General features: G+C 59.6%; 16 protein-coding genes. 5 read left to right on the forward strand and 11 right to left on the reverse strand.

Annotated features, from left to right (window positions below; translation table 11 throughout):
• Positions 1-17: 17 nt before the first annotated feature.
• Positions 18-950 carry a glutathione S-transferase family protein gene (locus tag ACYAR8_RS03120; RefSeq protein WP_108120786.1) on the forward strand — a complete coding sequence of 311 codons (933 nt, stop codon included), beginning with the start codon at positions 18-20 and terminating at the stop codon, positions 948-950.
• Positions 951-1,229: 279 nt separating this feature from the next.
• Complete coding sequence (locus tag ACYAR8_RS03125) at positions 1,230-2,444, forward strand: DUF2599 domain-containing protein (protein WP_463579056.1); 1,215 nt, start codon at positions 1,230-1,232, stop codon at positions 2,442-2,444.
• A gap of 24 nt (positions 2,445-2,468) precedes the next feature.
• On the opposite strand, the gene ACYAR8_RS03130 is transcribed toward ACYAR8_RS03125, so the two are convergent.
• Entirely contained in the window at positions 2,469-2,819 is a 351-nt protein-coding gene (locus ACYAR8_RS03130) for a glutaredoxin family protein (protein ID WP_074884244.1), read from the reverse strand.
• Between the two features lie 24 nt (positions 2,820-2,843).
• Complete coding sequence (gene yejK / locus ACYAR8_RS03135) at positions 2,844-3,845, reverse strand: nucleoid-associated protein YejK (RefSeq protein WP_074884246.1); 1,002 nt, start codon at positions 3,843-3,845, stop codon at positions 2,844-2,846.
• A 354-nt stretch (positions 3,846-4,199) separates the two neighbouring features.
• Here yejK and ACYAR8_RS03140 point away from each other — a divergent pair, with 354 nt between their 5' ends.
• Positions 4,200-4,481, forward strand: a complete 282-nt coding sequence (locus ACYAR8_RS03140; protein WP_037014905.1) for an HU family DNA-binding protein — start codon at positions 4,200-4,202, stop codon at positions 4,479-4,481.
• A 67-nt stretch (positions 4,482-4,548) separates the two neighbouring features.
• Here ACYAR8_RS03140 and ACYAR8_RS03145 read toward each other — a convergent pair whose 3' ends face one another.
• The 6 genes from ACYAR8_RS03145 to ACYAR8_RS03170 form a co-directional block, all read right to left on the reverse strand.
• Positions 4,549-5,883, reverse strand: a complete 1,335-nt coding sequence (locus ACYAR8_RS03145; RefSeq protein WP_463579057.1) for a DUF2599 domain-containing protein — start codon at positions 5,881-5,883, stop codon at positions 4,549-4,551.
• 95 nt (positions 5,884-5,978) lie between these two features.
• Entirely contained in the window at positions 5,979-7,019 is a 1,041-nt protein-coding gene (gene rlmF, locus ACYAR8_RS03150) for a 23S rRNA (adenine(1618)-N(6))-methyltransferase RlmF (RefSeq protein WP_463579058.1), read from the reverse strand.
• Between the two features lie 171 nt (positions 7,020-7,190).
• Complete coding sequence (locus tag ACYAR8_RS03155; protein WP_463579059.1) at positions 7,191-10,037, reverse strand: valine--tRNA ligase; 2,847 nt, start codon at positions 10,035-10,037, stop codon at positions 7,191-7,193.
• Between the two features lie 175 nt (positions 10,038-10,212).
• The gene (locus ACYAR8_RS03160; protein WP_108120686.1) at positions 10,213-10,653 is read right to left on the reverse strand and encodes a DNA polymerase III subunit chi; all 441 of its coding nucleotides are present in this window, start codon (positions 10,651-10,653) and stop codon (positions 10,213-10,215) included.
• 7 nt (positions 10,654-10,660) lie between these two features.
• The gene (locus tag ACYAR8_RS03165) at positions 10,661-11,089 is read right to left on the reverse strand and encodes a DNA polymerase III subunit chi (RefSeq protein WP_463579060.1); all 429 of its coding nucleotides are present in this window, start codon (positions 11,087-11,089) and stop codon (positions 10,661-10,663) included.
• 57 nt (positions 11,090-11,146) lie between these two features.
• The gene (locus ACYAR8_RS03170) at positions 11,147-12,637 is read right to left on the reverse strand and encodes a leucyl aminopeptidase (RefSeq protein ID WP_074884262.1); all 1,491 of its coding nucleotides are present in this window, start codon (positions 12,635-12,637) and stop codon (positions 11,147-11,149) included.
• Between the two features lie 305 nt (positions 12,638-12,942).
• Between ACYAR8_RS03170 and lptF the strand changes: the two genes are divergently transcribed.
• Both lptF and lptG read left to right on the forward strand, forming a co-directional pair.
• A complete protein-coding gene (gene lptF, locus ACYAR8_RS03175; RefSeq protein WP_074884265.1) occupies positions 12,943-14,061 on the forward strand; it encodes an LPS export ABC transporter permease LptF in 1,119 nt (372 codons plus the stop codon).
• A complete protein-coding gene (lptG, locus tag ACYAR8_RS03180) occupies positions 14,054-15,115 on the forward strand; it encodes an LPS export ABC transporter permease LptG (RefSeq protein ID WP_108120687.1) in 1,062 nt (353 codons plus the stop codon). The genes lptF and lptG overlap by 8 nt, the downstream gene beginning before the upstream one ends.
• 261 nt (positions 15,116-15,376) lie before the next feature.
• Here the strand turns inward: lptG and ACYAR8_RS03185 are convergent, their stop codons facing one another.
• The 3 genes from ACYAR8_RS03185 to gcvT all read right to left on the reverse strand — a co-directional run bounded on the left by ACYAR8_RS03185 (position 15,377) and on the right by gcvT (position 17,706).
• A complete protein-coding gene (locus tag ACYAR8_RS03185) occupies positions 15,377-15,880 on the reverse strand; it encodes an RDD family protein (protein WP_463579061.1) in 504 nt (167 codons plus the stop codon).
• 96 nt (positions 15,881-15,976) lie between these two features.
• The gene (locus ACYAR8_RS03190) at positions 15,977-16,189 is read right to left on the reverse strand and encodes a cold-shock protein (RefSeq protein WP_003227496.1); all 213 of its coding nucleotides are present in this window, start codon (positions 16,187-16,189) and stop codon (positions 15,977-15,979) included.
• Between the two features lie 395 nt (positions 16,190-16,584).
• Complete coding sequence (gene gcvT, locus ACYAR8_RS03195) at positions 16,585-17,706, reverse strand: glycine cleavage system aminomethyltransferase GcvT (RefSeq protein WP_463579062.1); 1,122 nt, start codon at positions 17,704-17,706, stop codon at positions 16,585-16,587.
• Positions 17,707-17,774: the final 68 nt, after the last annotated feature.

Below are 17,774 nucleotides of genomic sequence, written 5' to 3' on the forward strand. Positions count from 1 at the left end.
TGCGGATGGCCCGAAGCATGTCTGATTTGATTCTTCATCACTATCCAATGTCGTTGTTCGCCGAAAAAGCCCGGTTGATGCTGGGTTTCAAAGGCCTGTCATGGCGCTCGGTCAACATCCCGTCGATCATGCCCAAGCCCGACCTCATGCCCCTCACCGGCGGCTATCGCAAAACCCCCGTTCTGCAAGTGGGCGCCGACATCTACTGCGACACCGCGTTGATTGCCCGCCGGCTGGAGCAGGAAAAGTCCTCACCGACCTTTTACCCCGAAGGTCAGGAGTTCACGTCGGCAAGCCTGGCCGCGTGGGCGGATTCAGTACTGTTCCTGCATTCCGTCAGCCTGGTGTTTCAACCTGCCTCTATGGCTGCGCGTTTCGCCAAGGTCCCGCCTGAGGCTGTGAAGGCATTCGTTGCCGACCGCGCCACCTTGTTCAATGGCGGCAGCGCCAATCGTGTGCCGCTGGAAGTGGCTCAGCATCAATGGCCGACACTGATGGCTCGGCTGGAAACCCAGCTTGAGCGCAACGGTGATTTCCTCTTGGGCGCGCCCTCGATTGCTGATTTCTCGGTGGCCCACACCCTGTGGTTCCTGAAACAAACACCTGTCACGTCCCCGCTCGTGGATGCCTATCCGGCCGTGTTGAGCTGGTACGAGCGCGTTATCGCATTCGGCCATGGTGCGCCGAGTGAGTTGAGTTCAGGTGACGCCGTTGAAATCGCGCGTGCTGCCACCCCGGCGCCGGTGCCTGACGAAGCGTTTACCGATCCCAATGGTTTTACCGTTGGCCAGCAGGTCACCGTGTCTGCGGTGGATTACGGCGTTGACGCGGTGGCGGGAGAGTTGGTGTTCAGCGGGCGCGAAGAGATTATCCTGCGCCGCGAAGACGACCGTGCGGGCACCGTGCATGTGCACTTCCCGCGCTTGGGTTTTCAGATCAAGGCGGCTTGAATTTGTAATGTGGAAATGAGCCCGGTGCAACGCCGGGCTTTATCGCGACGCTGAATAATCCCTTAGGTTTAATTGCACATCAATCTAAGGGATTAACGCTGTGTGGTCGTCACTGTCAGTTGTGACAGTTGTTAAAAAAGCCACGGGGTTTACTCTCTTCTTTCAACTTGAACAAAAGTCGTCCGGTCCTTGAGAGCGTCTGAGCCCCCCTCGTGCCTGCGATATTCTCAATGCTCTGTGACATCGGACGGCTTATTTCCAGGGATAGGAGAGCACGTCATGGCAAACGGCAATGCGTTAGGGCTATCGCTTTTTTTTCTAGCAATCCAATCCGCAGATGTTTATGCGGCCAGTTGCGCTGATACGGCCAGGGCACTGGCAAGCCGTTATCACGATACAAGGGAAAACTGCGGCAAAGCCTCTTCACCCGCGTTCTTGTGCAACGGCGTTATCTTCAGGGCGACCATTCCCTCGGACGACTACAACTCGTGGGATCCGAGCCCTGCCTCGGTTAAGAGCGGCGGTACGTCGTTCTCTTATCTGCGTAAGGACGCCAAATTTTCCCGGCTCGTTTGGTATGAAAACAATGGCTACGTGCTCTTTCCGATTCAGGAGCTGCCGACGGGCAAAAGCGCCTACAACGTGCTGTGTTCGTTCCCGATGGACGGCGGCACTGACTCGCGGATCGACAAAGGCTGCGGCACCTCCCCGGCAGCAAGCGCGCCAGGCAAAGGCGCTGAGTGCTTTTCTCAAAAGATCGAGACCGGTCGCCAGTGGGCAGAGCAGTACAAGACGCAGACCAAAGGCGATAACCGTAACGAGTGCGGGTTTGATGTGCGCGATCCGCTGGACCGGCACGCAACTGACAACTTCAATGCCAGTTTGAGCGCCATGCGCGAGATGGGAAAGACGTCGTTCAATAAGCAGAATGAACTCAGGCTGGATACCTGGAGTAATGAAACACCTGATAAAAACTTGCCCATTCAAGCCTTTTTCTTTTTGCCCGAACCTGGGGGCGGTAAAGACGATGCCCGATTTGATCAACAACGTTATTACTCACAAACCGGTGTCTGGGTTCCGATTATCGAAATGACACTTCCTGATTCCCCCTCTAAAGATGCACTGTTTGTCTGTAATGCCGATGATCAGGCTGTCTCTGAAACGGGCAAGACAATCGATCGCTATATCAAGTCCGGCACGTGGACGTTACGCCCTGACCCGGGCACGGGAGAAGAGGAGTGGTCACTGTCGGTCGTGCTGACCGAATTGGGTAAGAAGCAAACGGGCTCTTCAGGCTCTGACGCGGTATATGCCGAACTGGTCCGCAAGTACAAAAATGATTATCAGTGGAAACAGAATGATGGCGGTGGCATGCGTCGCCAGTTGGTCTGCCACTTCAGCATTGCGCGGAATAAGGATGCATTCAACCTGGAGCCATTCCGCCCCGATCTCTCTGAAGAGAAGGCCGAGGCGGCGGGGTGCAATCCGGTTTGACTCTGGGCGGCCAAGCGTTTGGCGTTACTTCAGCGCAGCGAGAATCTGCTCTTCGCTGAAGCCTCTGATCAGCGTGCCGTTCACGTCGATCAGAGGGATGCCGCGACCGCCGAGCGCCTCATAGGCTTTGCGCCCGGCAGCGTCTTTTTCGATGTCGAATTCGGTGTAAGGAATGCCCTGGCTGTCGAGAAAACGCCGCGTCTGCTTGCAGTAGCCGCACCAGTCGGTGGCGTACAACGTCACTTTCGCGTTGGCCTGCGCGTGCTCCGATACAGCCGAGGAGGGGTGAACCAGGTTTTCGATCTTGCCCCAGTTCTGGTACACGACCACCACCAGCATAATGAGCAGGAACTTCTTCAGGGTACGAACGAACATTCGGTTTCGGCTCCTCGGCTGGGCTCAGCGGCGTTTAAGCTGATCGGTCAACTGAGTGGGCAGACCTTTGATGATCAGCGTACCTTTCTCCTCGTCGTACTCGATCTTGTCGCCCAGCAGGTGTGCCTCAAAGCTGATCGACAGACCTTCGGCGCGGCCGGTGAAACGGCGGAACTGACTCAGCGTGCGCTTATCGGCCGGGATCTCGGGCGACAGGCCGTAATCCTTGTTGCGGATGTGATCGTAGAAGGCGCGCGGGCGGTCCTCGTCGATCAGGCCTGACAGCTCTTCCAATGCGATGGGCTCGCCCATTTTGCTCTGGCTGCTGGCGTAGTCGACCAGCGCCTTGGTCTTTTCGCGGGTCGATTCTTCCGGCAGGTCTTCGCTCTCGACGAAATCACTGAAAGCCTTGAGCAGGGTGCGTGTCTCGCCCGGTCCGTCGACACCTTCCTGGCAGCCGATGAAGTCGCGGAAGTACTCGGACACCTTCTTGCCGTTCTTGCCCTTGATGAACGAGATGTACTGCTTGGACGCCTTGTTGTTCTGCCACTCGGAAATGTTGATGCGGGCGGCAAGGTGCAACTGGCCCAGGTCCAGATGCCGGGAGGGCGTCACGTCCAGGGCTTCGTTCACCGCCACGCCTTCGCTGTGGTGCAGCAACGCGATCGCCAGGTACTCGGTCATGCCCTGTTGATAGTGCGCAAACAGCACGTGGCCGCCGACCGACAGGTTCGACTCTTCCATCAGCTTCTGCAGGTGTTCGACCGCGATGCGGCTGAACTGGGTGAAATCCTTGCCTTGATCGAGATATTCCTTCAGCCAGCCACTGAACGGGTGCGCGCCGGACTCGGCATGGAACAGACCCCAGGCCTTGCCCTGTTTGGCGTTATAGCTTTCGTTGAGGTCAGCCAGCATGTTCTCGATGGCCTGCGACTCGGCGAGCTCCGAGTCCCGGGCGTGGAGCACAGCGGGTGTGCCGTCGGGTTTCTTGTCGATCAGGTGGACGATGGCGTGACGGATCGGCATGGATTTCTCGGCTGCTGAAGGGGAACTGAACGGGACCAGACCAGGCCCGTGCGAAAGTCGGCAAGTGTACCGCAGACGGGAGGCGGAACGCTCTGGAAGGGCCGAAAACGCTGACCTGGGCACATTAATATGACTTTTTTACGCCTCTCGGGCGATAAAGCTGACCAAATGGGTAGGTAGGGGCGGATATTTGCGTTGCGCTGTGCTAGTTTTGCCCGGTCCTGAGCGCCAAAGCGCGCCAGGCGTGCAGTTTGTGGGCGTTCGGCCGAACCAAAGGCCGTTTACAGTATCTACATTTCGCGTCTGTACCACACTCTGCAAACCATTCGAATTTGATAGGGAAGGAACACCACCATGGCTCTGACTAAAGACCAATTGATCGCCGATATCGCAGAAGCAATCGACGCGCCGAAAACCACCGCGCGCAACGCTCTCGACCAATTGGGTCAAATCGTCGCTGACCAACTGGAAAACGGTAGTGAAATCACTCTGCCAGGCATCGGCAAACTGAAAGTCACCGAGCGTCCAGCTCGCACCGGCCGCAACCCTTCGACTGGCGCTGCCATCGAAATCGCTGCCAAGAAAGTGGTCAAGTTCGTACCAGCCAAAGTGCTGACTGACTCGGTCAACAAGTAAGCGAAAACGCTGCTTGGTTGAGGAAACCGTGTGACGGAGCGATCCGGACACGGTTTTTTTGTGCCCGCTATTTCTTGAAGGGGTTGCAGCCGGCCGCTTTCGCCACTGCCTCGGATACCACCGGGCGGAAAGGTTCCAGGTTCCAGTCGGCACGTTGCGGATAGTTGCGCACGATGCAGGCTATTTGCTGCTTCATGCTGCCTGAGTCGCTTTCTTCATTGCGCCACTGCTGGTCCGATCCGCGCAAGTCGTATAGCTCCTGATAAACGTCTTGCTGCTGACTCGCCTGTACTTTTTTGCCCAGTTCAGTCAGGACGACATTCAGCGTCCACTCCGCTTTTCCCGTGCCTGGGTCCAGGCGCTGCTCCCAGTTGCTCCATGCAATGTATTTAGCGGTCACGTTGCGGCTGAGGTTAAGCGAGACCCCTTGATCGGCCGCGCTGTAAGTGAAGCGTTGCTCTGGCGGCCGAGTGAAATCGACATTCAGAATGGGCACCGCGTAGCCCTGATCATAGAGTTTGCGCTGGAAGGTGCGCGCGTTGGCCAGGCCGTCCTGCTGTACGGCCGCTTTACCGTTGTCGCCTCGGACTGGGTAGTTGAACGTGTTCTTGCCCCGGTAAATAAATGCATCGATGTCATCCATGATGTCGCTGCCGCCGGCGGCATTCTTGAGCATGAATTCGTTGAAGAAGTCCTTGCGTGAATAAGGGTCGGCGTTGGTGGTGGTCACTCTGGCTTCATGGGCCTGAATCATCGCGTCCCACTGCGCAGGCACTTCGGCGTTCCACGAGCACTGCGTCGTCTGAATCGGTTGTCGGGCGCCGCCCTGATATTTCTGTTGCCACTGCTCGGCCGTGTTTACGTTCTGATCGGCACAGGTGCCGTAGGCCCATTGAGCGTTCTTGTTCGCCGTTGTCGGTTCGGGCGGGGGAACGAAGGTAGCGTCGTTGAAGGGCCCGCAGCCGTACCACTTGCGATCCGGCCCGGTGTAGCCATCGAACGTGTAGATACAGGCCCAGCCCTCCTGCTTGACCGGTAGCTGCAGCGCGAGCCCGTCCGTTGGCGTCCTGAGGATGAAGCCTGCGGGGTGAACAAGCACTGATGTGCTCAGGTCCCGGCGTATCCAGGTGTAGGACGTTGCCCCTGTTTGCAGGGCGTAGGGGCTGTAATCCCAGGGATTGAAGTTGCCGTGATTGACCATGCGCAAGGTGATGCCGCTGCAGTAGTAATGGCCCCGGGCGGCGCCGGTGTCCGGCTCTTTGCAATGATTGTCGATGCGGTTGTAACTGGCGTTGATGCGCTTGACCGTTTCGACCGGATCAAGGTTTGCCTTCAATTCAACTGCCCACGACGGGCAGCTCCAGACCATCAACATGCAGATAAGGCAGGCTGAAACGCGCATGGCTGACCTCCTTGTGCCGGGGCACGCAACGAGGATTCAGCTTATGAACGAGGGCGTTTGCCGTCTACTGACAGAAATGACACTGCCGTTGAGGCTCAGGGCCTGCGCGCGGTCCAGCGTTGTTCTCGCCATGCTTGCTGACGAGCTGTGTCGTGAAAGGTCCAGGCAACGAAGCGACTCTGTTTCTGCCCTTGCCCCATCTCGACGGTCTGGTTTTCGACGGCACCGGCTTTTTTTAATGCGCTCTGGATCAGGGGCAGGTTCGACGCCTTGGACACCAGCGTGCTGAACCACAACACCTGCGTCGCCACCTGAGCACTTTCGCTGATCAACTGCGTCACAAAGCGCGCCTCGCCACCTTCACACCACAGCTCCGCCGCCTGGCCGCCGAAGTTCAGCACCGGGAGTTTGCGTTTCGGGTCTGCCTTGCCCAGGGCTCGCCATTTGCGCTGGCTGCCGCTTAACGCTTCCTCAGCTGAGGCGTGGAAGGGCGGGTTGCATACGCTGATGTCGAAGCGCTCATCCGGCTGCAGCAGATGGGTCAGGATGTGTTTGGGGTTGAGTTGCTCCCGAAAACTGATGCTCTTGTTCAAGCCGTTGGCTTTGACGATGGTCGCCGCCGAGGCGAGGGCGACCTTGTCGATGTCCGAGCCCAGAAACGACCAGCCGTACTCGCCCTGACCGATTAGCGGGTAGATGCAGTTCGCGCCCGTGCCGATATCCAGCGCTGTGACGGACGCGCCGCGCGGGATGACCCCTTCGTTGCGTTCCGCCAGCAGGTCCGCCAGAAAGTGCAGGTAGTCCGCGCGCCCCGGGATGGGCGGGCAGAGGTAGTCCGCCGGAATATCCCAATGGGCGATGCCGTAGAAAGACTTGAGCAAAGCGCGGTTGAACACCCGCACGGCCGCCGGGTTGGCGAAGTCGATGCTTTCCTTGCCATAAGGATTGAGGATTACGAACTTGCCCAGTTCGGGGCTGGTTTTGATCAGGCGCGGAAAGTCGTAGTGACCCTGATGGCGGTTGCGCGGGTGCAGGGTGGCTTTCTCACGCGGTGCGGCAGGCTTGGCCTGTTGCGCAGGCTTGGCTTTCTTGCGTGGGGGATTGCGTGGAGGGTTGCGGGAGTCGGCGCTGGTCATCGGTGATGCATTCTCGTGAAAGCACAACCCCTGTAGGAGTGAGCTTGCTCGCGACAACCGTGTATCAGCAACGGTTGGGTTACTGATATACCGATATCGCGAGCAAGCTCACTCCTACAGGGGTCATGGTCGTCAACCGGCCTGCGATTCAGGCCGGCTGATCTGATCGGATTACAAACTCGCGATCCGCGCGTGCTGCTCGGCCAGTTTGCCCAGCGCCTGTTCGGCTTCGGCCATCTTCGCGCGTTCCTTGGCGATGACTTCAGGCGGCGCCTTGTCGACGAACGCGGCATTGGACAGCTTGCCGCCGACTCGCTGCACCTCGCCCTGCAGACGCTGGATTTCCTTGTCCAGACGCGCCAGTTCGGCGTCCTTGTCGATAAGACCAGCCATCGGCACCAGCACTTCCATCTCACCGACCAGAGCGGTCGCTGACAGCGGTGCTTCGGCGCCTGCTTCCAGCACAGTGAACGATTCAAGCTTGGCCAGCTTCTTCAGCAGGTGCTCGTTCTCGTTCAGGCGGCGCTGGTCTTCGGCACTAACGTTCTTGAGGAACAACTGCAGCGGCTTGCCCGGGCCGATGTTCATTTCGCCACGGATGTTGCGCACCCCGAGCATGAGGCTCTTGAGCCACTCGATGTCGCCTTCGGCCGCGACGTCGATGCGTGCCTCGTTCGCCACCGGCCACGGTTGCAGCATGATGGTCTTGCCTTCAACGCCGGCCAGCGGCGCGAGGCGCTGCCAGATTTCTTCGGTGATGAAGGGCATGAACGGATGCGCCAGACGCAGCGCGACTTCCAGCACACGAACCAGCGTGCGACGTGTGCCACGCTGACGCTCGATCGGCGCGTTCTCGTCCCACAGAACCGGCTTGGACAGCTCCAGGTACCAGTCGCAATACTGGTTCCAGATGAACTCGTATAGCGCTTGTGCTGCGAGGTCGAAACGGAATTGATCCAGCTGACGGGTCACTTCGGCTTCAGTGCGCTGCAGCTGCGAAATGATCCAGCGATCCGGCAACGAGAGCTCGAACGCTTCGCCGTTCTGACCGCAGTCTTCGCCTTTGTCGAGCACGTAACGCGCGGCGTTCCAGATCTTGTTGCAGAAGTTGCGATAGCCTTCGACGCGGCCCATGTCGAACTTGATGTCACGGCCAGTGGAGGCCAGCGAGCAGAAGGTGAAGCGCAGGGCATCGGTGCCGTAGCTAGCGATGCCGTCGGCGAACTCGTCGCGGGTCTGCTTCTCGATCTTCTTGGCCAGCTTGGGCTGCATCATGCCGGAGGTGCGCTTCTGCACCAGGGCTTCAAGCTCGATGCCGTCGATGATGTCCAGGGGGTCAAGGACGTTACCCTTGGACTTGGACATCTTTTGGCCTTGGCCATCACGCACCAGACCGTGCACGTAAACGGTCTTGAACGGCACCTGCGCGGTCCCGTCTTCGTTTTTCACCAAGTGCATGGTGAGCATGATCATCCGGGCAACCCAGAAGAAAATGATGTCGAAACCGGTCACCAGCACGTCGGTCGGGTGGAAGGTTTTCAGGAAATCGGTCTGCTCCGGCCAGCCCAGGGTGGAGAACGTCCACAGACCTGAACTGAACCAGGTGTCGAGCACGTCGTTGTCCTGCTGCAGGGCAACGTCAGGGCCAAGGTTGTGCTTGGCGCGGACTTCGGCTTCGTCGCGGCCGACGTAAACCTTGCCGGACTCGTCGTACCAGGCCGGAATGCGGTGGCCCCACCAGAGCTGACGACTGATGCACCAATCCTGAATGTCGCGCATCCAGGAAAAGTACATGTTTTCGTATTGCTTGGGCACGAAGGCGATGCGTCCGTCTTCAACAGCGGCAATGGCAGGCTCAGCCAGCGGCTTGGTCGACACGTACCATTGATCCGTCAGCCACGGCTCGATGATGGTGCCGGAGCGGTCGCCCTTCGGCACTTTCAAGGCGTGGTCGTCAACGCTGACCAACAGCCCGGCAGCGTCGAAGGCGGCAACAATCTGCTTGCGCGCTTCGAAGCGGTCGAGGCCGGCGTATTCGGCAGGGAGGGTGCCGTCGACGGTATCGTTCAGCGTGCCGTCGAGGTTGAACACCTGTGCAGCAGGCAGCACGGCAGCGTTCTTGTCGAAGATGTTCAGCAGCGGCAGGTTGTGGCGCTTGCCGACTTCATAGTCGTTGAAGTCGTGGGCCGGGGTGATCTTCACGCAGCCGGTGCCGAATTCAGGGTCGCAGTAGTCGTCCGCGATGATCGGGATGCGACGGCCTACCAGCGGCAGCTCGACGAACTTGCCGATCAGCGCCTGGTAGCGCTCATCATTCGGGTTCACGGCCACGGCCGCGTCACCGAGCATGGTTTCCGGACGGGTCGTGGCGACGATCAGATAGTCCAGGCCTTCGGCGGTCTTCGCACCATCGGCCAACGGGTAGCGCAGGTTCCACAGATGCCCCTTCTCGTCGTGGTTTTCCACTTCGAGGTCGGAGATGGCGGTGTGCAGCTTGGTGTCCCAGTTGACCAGACGCTTGCCACGGTAGATCAGGCCGTCTTCATGCAAACGCACGAAGGCTTCCTTAACCGCTTCGGACAAGCCGTCGTCCATCGTGAAGCGCTCACGGCTCCAGTCGACCGACGAGCCCAGGCGACGGATCTGACGGCTGATGTTGCCGCCGGACTGATCCTTCCATTCCCAGACTTTTTCGAGAAATTTGTCGCGACCCAGGTCGTGGCGGCTCTGACCCAGGGCTTCGAGTTGACGCTCCACCAGCATTTGCGTGGCGATACCGGCGTGGTCGGTGCCCGGCTGCCACAGGGTGTTGCGACCCTGCATGCGGCGGAAGCGGATCAGGGCGTCCATGATCGCGTTATTGAAACCGTGGCCCATGTGCAGGCTGCCGGTGACGTTCGGCGGCGGAATCATGATGGTGTACGAGTCGCCCGCGCCTTGCGGAGCGAAATAGTTTTCGGACTCCCAGGTCTGGTACCAGGAAGTTTCGATGGCGTGCGGCTGGTAGGTCTTGTCCATGCGAGGCGGGAACCTGATCTGCTTTGAGTCGGAAAAGCCGACGAGTATAGCTTTTCAAGGCGGCGTCAAGCTACAAGCGCTAGGTCGGGTGCTACGAGCGGCGATGCCCTGAATCGTCGCGGGCATCTGTAGGACTGCGCTTGCCCGCGATCCCGGGTCGGCAAAGAGGACAGGTTCAGCTGTTGTATTGACTCAACAGCCGTTCCATCCGCGCATCCAGACGGCGTTTGATTTCGTTCTCGATGTGCGGGGCGAAGTCGTCGATCACGTCTTGCATGATCAACTGCGCAGCGGCTCGCAGTTCCGCGTCCAGGTGCAGCAGCGCGTCAGCGTTCGGCGCCTTGACGCTTGACGCGTTGGCCGCGGGTGCGGCAGGTGTCACGGCAGCAACCGGCTCGGGCGTGAGCAGAGGAATGTCGTTGAGGTTGGCTTCGTGCTCATCGACCGTCACGGCCTGGCCGGTGACCACGTCAAACAGCAGCGGGATCTGCTCGTCGCTGTGCACGGACTCCGTCAGCAGGGGCGGCTGGGCCGGATCATCGCCCAACAGCTGGCGAATGGACTCGAGGTCATCCAGCAGGTGCGCTGAATCTTTCAGGTGTTTTGAATTATCCATCGTGTGCTCAAAGACGCTGCAGCCGGTGATCTTGCAGAGGATAGCCCTGTTCGCGGTAGAAGCGAAAACTCTCGCGCGCCGCGAGGCGAATGGCGGGATCCTCGACAACGATCTCGGCGACACGCGCGAATCGTTTGAAGAATTCCGGGATGCGCAAGTCGAGATTGACCAGCAGATCCTGATGTTGGCCGGGGTCGCTGCCGATACCCAGCGCCACGGGTGCGTCCTGGTCGTCTTCGGCCGCGCCATGGGGAACGAAAGCTTCCCCCCGGAAGCGCCACAGTCGGGCGTCCAGTTCCTCGCGTTGCCCGGCATCGCTGCAATGCAGGTACACCCGATGGCCGAGGCGCCAGGCCTTGTCGGTGAGTTTGCAGGCGAAGTCCAGGCGCGCGACGGGGTCGGCACTCGGCAGAATGTAGAAATCGACTTGGGTCATGGGTGATTCCAGAACGCTGAACGCGCCGACCGGGGAGGCCGGCGCGTTTGCAGCGGCTTAAACGCCAGCGCGGTCGATCAGGTATTGGGTCAGCAGCGGAACCGGACGGCCCGTGGCGCCTTTGTCCTTGCCGCCGCTCAGCCATGCCGTACCGGCGATGTCCAGGTGCGCCCACTCGTAGGCTTTGGCGAAGCGCGAGAGGAAGCAGGCGGCAGTGATGGTGCCGGCCTTCGGGCCGCCGATGTTGGCGATGTCGGCAAACGGGCTGTCCAGTTGCTCCTGGTACTCATCGAACAACGGCAGCTGCCAAGCGCGGTCGTCGGCGCGTTTGCCGGCTTCCAGCACTTGGCTGATCAGCGCGTCACTGTTGCCCAACAGGCCAGACGTGTGACCGCCCAGCGCGACGACGCAAGCGCCGGTCAGGGTGGCGATGTCGATCACGGCTTGTGGCTTGAAGCGTTCGGCGTAGGTCAGTGCATCGCACAGCACCAGACGGCCTTCGGCGTCGGTGTTGAGGATCTCGACGGTCTGGCCGCTCATGGTCTTGACGATGTCGCCCGGGCGCGTTGCGTTGCCGCTCGGCATGTTTTCAGCTGCCGCGACGATGCACACCAGGTTGATCGGCAGTTGCAGTTCGAGCACGGCGTTCAACGTGCCGAACACGCTCGCGGCGCCGCACATGTCGAATTTCATTTCGTCCATGCCCAGGCCCGGCTTGAGGCTGATGCCGCCGGTGTCAAAGGTGATGCCCTTGCCGACCAGCACGAAAGGCTTTTCGCTTTTCTTGCCGTTGGAATACTGCATGACGATCAGACGTGGCGGCTGAGCGCTGCCTTGACCAACTGCCAGGAACGAACCCATCCCCAGCTTTTCGATGTCTTTCTCATCGAAGACTTCGACCTTGAGGCCCTTGTTGGCTTTGCCCATCGCCTTGGCCTGCTCGCCCAGATAGGTCGGGTGGCAGATGTTCGGCGGCATGTTGCCCAGGTCGCGGGTCACGGCCATGCCGGCGGCGATGGCTTGTGCATGTTTGGCCGCGCGTTCAACGTCGGCGACGTTGGCTTTGGCGGTCAGCAGGGTGACTTTTTTCAGGGCGCGAGGATCGACTTTCTGACTCTTGAACCGATCGAAGACGTACTCGCCGTCGGCCAGGGTTTCGACCAGCAGACGGTTCTTGCCATAGACGTCGCGATTCTTGACGTTCAGTTGGTCAAGGTCGAAACCGGCATCAACGCCACCCAGGCTTTTCAGGGTGCTGAGTGCGCCGCTGATGATTTTGCGGAACTGACGATCATTCAATTCCGGTTCTTTGCCCGAACCGACCAGCAATACGCGTTCGGCTTTCAGGTTGGGCAGGCTGTGCAGCAACAGGCTCTGGCCGATCTTGCCCGACAGGTCGCCGCGCTTGAGGACGGCACTGATGGCGCCGCCGCTCAGGGTGTCGAGGGTGCTCGCGGTGTCGCTCAGCGTGCGGCCTTCACCGACGGCGACCACCAGCGTGGCGGTCTTCAAGGTTTCTGCACTGACGCTTTTAACAACCAATTCCATGTCGGGGTCCCCGAATAAACTGTGAGTTATCGCACTTGAGCACACGGCTCGGCAGCGGCGCGGAAGTATTTACACCGGCATGCCTGCGGCAAGGCCCGCAGTTTGACCCTGCGAGCCAATGGATGACAACCCCGTCCGGGCGCGTGTGTGTGCCGGTTGCAGAAGTATCCCGCGCGCGCAGTGACAGACACACCCAATCACAGGATAATGCCGCATATTTTTTTGGTGGTTCGCCGTCGCGCGCATCATGGCTGATCCATTTCATTGTCATGCCGCCTTAGCGTGACAACCCTGGAGTGTCTGGTTTGATTGTCTTCCGTTACCTGTCCCGAGAAGTGCTGGTTACCCTGAGCGCTGTCAGTGCTGTGCTGCTGGTAATCATCATGAGTGGCCGCTTCATCAAATACCTGGCCCAGGCTGCATCGGGCGCACTCGATCCGGGTGTGCTGTTTCTGATCATGGGTTTCCGTCTGCCGGGCTTCTTGCAACTGATTCTCCCGCTGGGGTTATTCCTCGGGATTCTCCTGGCGTACGGCCGGTTGTACCTCGAAAGCGAAATGACCGTACTGGCCGCCACCGGCATGAGCCAGCAACGCCTGCTGCTGATCACCCTGGCGCCGGCTGCGCTGGTTTCACTGCTGGTGGCCTGGCTCAGCTTCAGCCTCGCCCCCCAGGGCGCGACCCAGTTTCAGCTGCTGATCAACAAGCAGGACGCGATGACCGAGTTCGACACGCTGGTGCCGGGTCGCTTCCAGCTGCTGCGTGACGGCAGCCGCGTGACCTACACCGAGACCATGAGCGACGATCGCATCAATCTGGGCGGCGTATTCATCTCCGAGAAGAAGCTCGACGAGAAGAAAGACCACGGCATCACCGTGCTGGTCGCGGAAAAGGGCCGGCAGGAAATCAAGCCCGATGGCACGCGCTACCTGATTCTGGACAACGGCTATCGCTACGACGGTAACCCCGGTCAGGCCGATTACCGCGCGATCAAATACGACACCTACGGCGCCTTGCTGCCCAAGCCGGACATCAGCGACGAGATTACTGACCGCGATGCCATCTCCACCAGCGAGCTGCTGACCGGCGAAGACAGCCTGCGCAACCGGGCCGAACTGCAATGGCGGGTTTCGCTGCCGATTCTGGTGTTCATCGTGACGCTGATGGCGGTGCCGCTGGCTCGGGTCAATCCGCGTCAGGGCCGCTTCCTCAAGCTTCTTCCGGCGATTCTTCTTTATATGGCTTACCTCACCATCCTGATTGCTGCGCGCGGTGCGCTAGAGAAGGGCAAGATCCCGATGGGCCTTGGCCTGTGGTGGGTGCATGCACTGTTCCTGTCCATCGGACTGGCATTGCTCTACTGGGAGCCCCTGCGCCTGAAGCTTGCGAGTCGCCGCAGCGTGTCGGGGGTGGCTCATGGTTAAGCTCGATCGCTACATCGGCAAAAGCGTGTTCATGGCGATCCTTGCGGTACTGGGGATCATCCTCGGACTGGCCTCGCTGTTCGCCTTCATCGACGAAATGGCCGACATCAGCGACACCTACACCTTTTGGGATGCTGGCAGTTTTGTCGTGATGACGGCGCCGCGCCGGCTCTATGACATGCTGCCGATGGCCGCGCTGATCGGTTGCCTGATCGGTCTCGGCGCATTGGCCAGCAACAGCGAACTGACCATCATGCGTGCCGCCGGTGTGTCGATCGGCCGTATCGTCTGGGCGGTCATGAAACCCATGCTGGTATTGATGGTGGCCGGGCTGTTGATCGGCGAGTACCTGGCGCCCGTGACCGAAGCCTCGGCCCAGGCCGCGCGCTCGCTGGCTCAAGGCACCGGCGACGCCCAGAGTGCCAAACACGGTCTGTGGCACCGTCAGGGTGAGGAATTCATCCACATCAACACGGTGCAACCGAACGGTCTGCTGTATGGCGTGACCCGTTACCATTTCGACGACCAGCGCCACATGCTGACGTCGAGTTTTGCCAAGCAAGCCAACTTCAAGACTGATTACTGGTTGCTGAAGGACGTCACCACGACGGTCTTCCACGACGGTCGCACCGAAGTGGTCACCGCACCTGAAGAACGCTGGAACGTCGCGCTGAGCCCGCAGTTGCTGAGCACGGTGGTCCTGCCGCCTGAGTCGCTCTCCATGACGGGCCTTTACAGTTATGCGCGCTATCTGGCTGATCAAGGGTTGAACAACGGTCGGTACTGGCTGGCGTTCTACACCAAAATTCTTCAGCCGCTGGTCACCGTCGCGCTGGTGCTGATGGCGATTTCCTTCATCTTCGGGCCTTTGCGCTCGGTGACGCTGGGGCAGCGTGTGTTCACGGGTGTACTGGTGGGCTTCACCTTCCGCATCGCTCAGGATCTGCTGGGCCCGTCGAGCCTTGTGTTCGGCTTCTCGCCACTCTTCGCCGTGCTGGTGCCGGCGGGTGTGTGTGCCCTGGCGGGCATCTGGTTGCTGCGCCGCGCGGGCTGATACCTGCTGAGTATGAAAAGCCGACCCCTGGGTCGGCTTTTTTGTGGGCATTGCACAGGTAGGGGAGTACGCGAGTGCGTTTCTCCACTGAATTTGCGGCGGGTAATCAACTCCGGATGTACGCGAAACTCTTAGAGGCCGGCTTGCTGGCGAACGCGTTGTTCCTGAGGCATTGACGTCGGCTGACCCACACCTTTCGCCAGCAAGCCGGCTCCTACTCACCGTATTTCTCAGGTAAACGGCGGATTTCTTAGGGCGGGTTCACTTGTGGGTTCTGGGCACTCGCACCAGCTGCGTGTCGGAATACAGGTCATGCCAGCAGCGTTTCTGTTTGTCGAACAGGCTCCAGAAGAAACCCAGCCCGACGCACAGCCACGATGCGATGGCGACGATGAAGCGCAGCAGCGCCTGCCAAAGGCTGATGGCCGTTCCATCGGCGTTCTGCACGCGTATTCCCCAGACCTGCATGCCGAGGGTTTGGCCCGCGCGTGTCCAGAAGTGGGCAAAGAAGCCGAACAGCGTGATCAGCAGAATCGAGGACAGCAGCGGGTCGGCATCAAGGGCGCCGGAATCGGAGAGCTCGCGCAGTCTGGTTTCGCCGACAAAGCCCATCCAGACCAACTTGTAGAGAAAGGTGGTGACCATCAGCAACGCCACGCACAACAGCGCGTCGTAGCTGATCGCAGCCATGCGCCGGCCCAATCCCGCAGCGGGAAAGTCGCCCTGGGGGCGTAACGCCTGCGCGTCATCGTTAGCTGAGGTCATGGCAGCGCTCGTTCACACGTGAGCGGGCAGTTTACGGAATCGCAGGCATAAAAAAGCCCCTGATGTTGGCCATCAGGGGCTTTTTGCGTCGGCTAATCAGGCCTCTGCTTGTACTTCGTCAGCCTGCATGCCTTTTTGGCCCTGCACCGCGACGAATGTCACTTTCTGGCCTTCTTTCAGGCTTTTGAAGCCGTTGCCTTGAATAGCGCGGAAGTGGACGAACAGATCCGGACCGCTTTCAGGCGTGATAAAACCAAAACCTTTTTCATCGTTAAACCACTTAACGGTGCCGCTCTGACGTGTAGACATTTTCTTATTCCCAAGCGCATAAAATTAATGACAGCCTCTTTCACGAGAAAGAGTACTGGGCTGGTTGCAGGAAGAAGAAACGTAGAGCGGGATGTAGCATTGCTTTTGGCGCTACTGCCCGGGTCACGATCCCAGCGACCCATGCAAACACAGTCGAGAAACTCTACGCTAACTCTCGCCGAAAAAACAAGCCCCGTCTGGGCCAGTATTCATAGGGGGTTTCGGCTTTTTTGAAAACATTAACCACGCTCGCAAGATCGATAGTTTTTAATGTTTAGAAGGGTGTCGAAGTTCAATATTTTGACAGTTTTGTATGCACTTAACGCTGGCGCCAGACTGCGGCACTCGCACAGTTTAATGCACTGTTGCGGTGCCGCTGCTTTTGACGATGTTACTTAGCCGCGGAAGTAACGTGGCGGAACGAAAGGAGTTTTCGTCACGTGCATCGGGACTTTCTTGCCGCGGACGATCGCCCATACCGATGTATCCAGTGCGGTAAAACCGGCGTCGACATAGCCCATTGCCAATGGCGCGCTCAACGTCGGGCCAAAGCCGCCGCTGCAGACTTTCCCGATGGTTGTTCCCTCGGAGTCAACGATTTCAGCGCCTTCGCGCACCGGCGTACGTTCTTGTGGCAACAGGCCGACGCGTTTGCGCGCCGCACCGCTCTGGTGCTGGGCAAAGATCTTCTCGGCACCAGGGAAACCGCCCGCACGCGCCCCGTCGGCGCGACGCACCTTGGAAATCGCCCACAGCAGGCTGGCTTCGATCGGTGTGGTTTCGGTATTCATGTCGTGGCCATAGAGGCAAAGGCCGGCTTCCAGCCGCAGCGAGTCGCGCGCGCCCAGGCCGATCGGCGCCACTTCAGGCTCAGCGAGCAGTCGACGCGCCAGGGATTCTGCCTGATCCGCCGGCACTGAAATCTCGTAACCGTCTTCACCGGTGTAGCCTGAGCGGCTGATGTAGCAGTCGATGCCGTCGATCTTCGTCGAGGTGTACTGCATGAAAGTCATTTTCGCGACTTCCGGCGCCAGCCGCGCCAGTGCTGTGACAGCCTGCGGACCTTGCAGCGCAAGCAATGCGCGCTCGTCGAACAGCGGCGTGATCTCGCACTCGCTGCCAATGTGTTGCTGCAGGTGCGCCAGGTCATCGTTCTTGCAGGCCGCGTTGACCACCAGCATAAGCTGATCGTTGCCCAGATTGGCGACCATCAAGTCGTCGAGAATGCCGCCGTTGTCGTTGGTGAACATCGCGTAGCGCTGCATGCCGACCGGCAGATCGATGATGTCCACCGGCACCAGGGTTTCCAGCGCTTTGGCTGCGTCCGCGCCGCTCAACAAGATCTGACCCATGTGCGAAACGTCAAACAAGCCGGCCTGATCGCGGGTGTGCAGGTGTTCTTTCATGACGCCGGCAGGGTACTGAACAGGCATGTCGTAGCCGGCGAATTCAACCATCTTCGCGCCGAGTTCACGGTGCAGGGCGTTAAGCGGGGTCTTCAGCAATTCGGTGGTCATGGGTCACTCCTTGAAAGCGGTTCCGGGTTCCCCGCGCGGGGCAGGGACCCTATGAATGGGGGCTGATG

The sequence above is a fragment of the Pseudomonas sp. HP_01 genome (assembly GCF_055284355.1).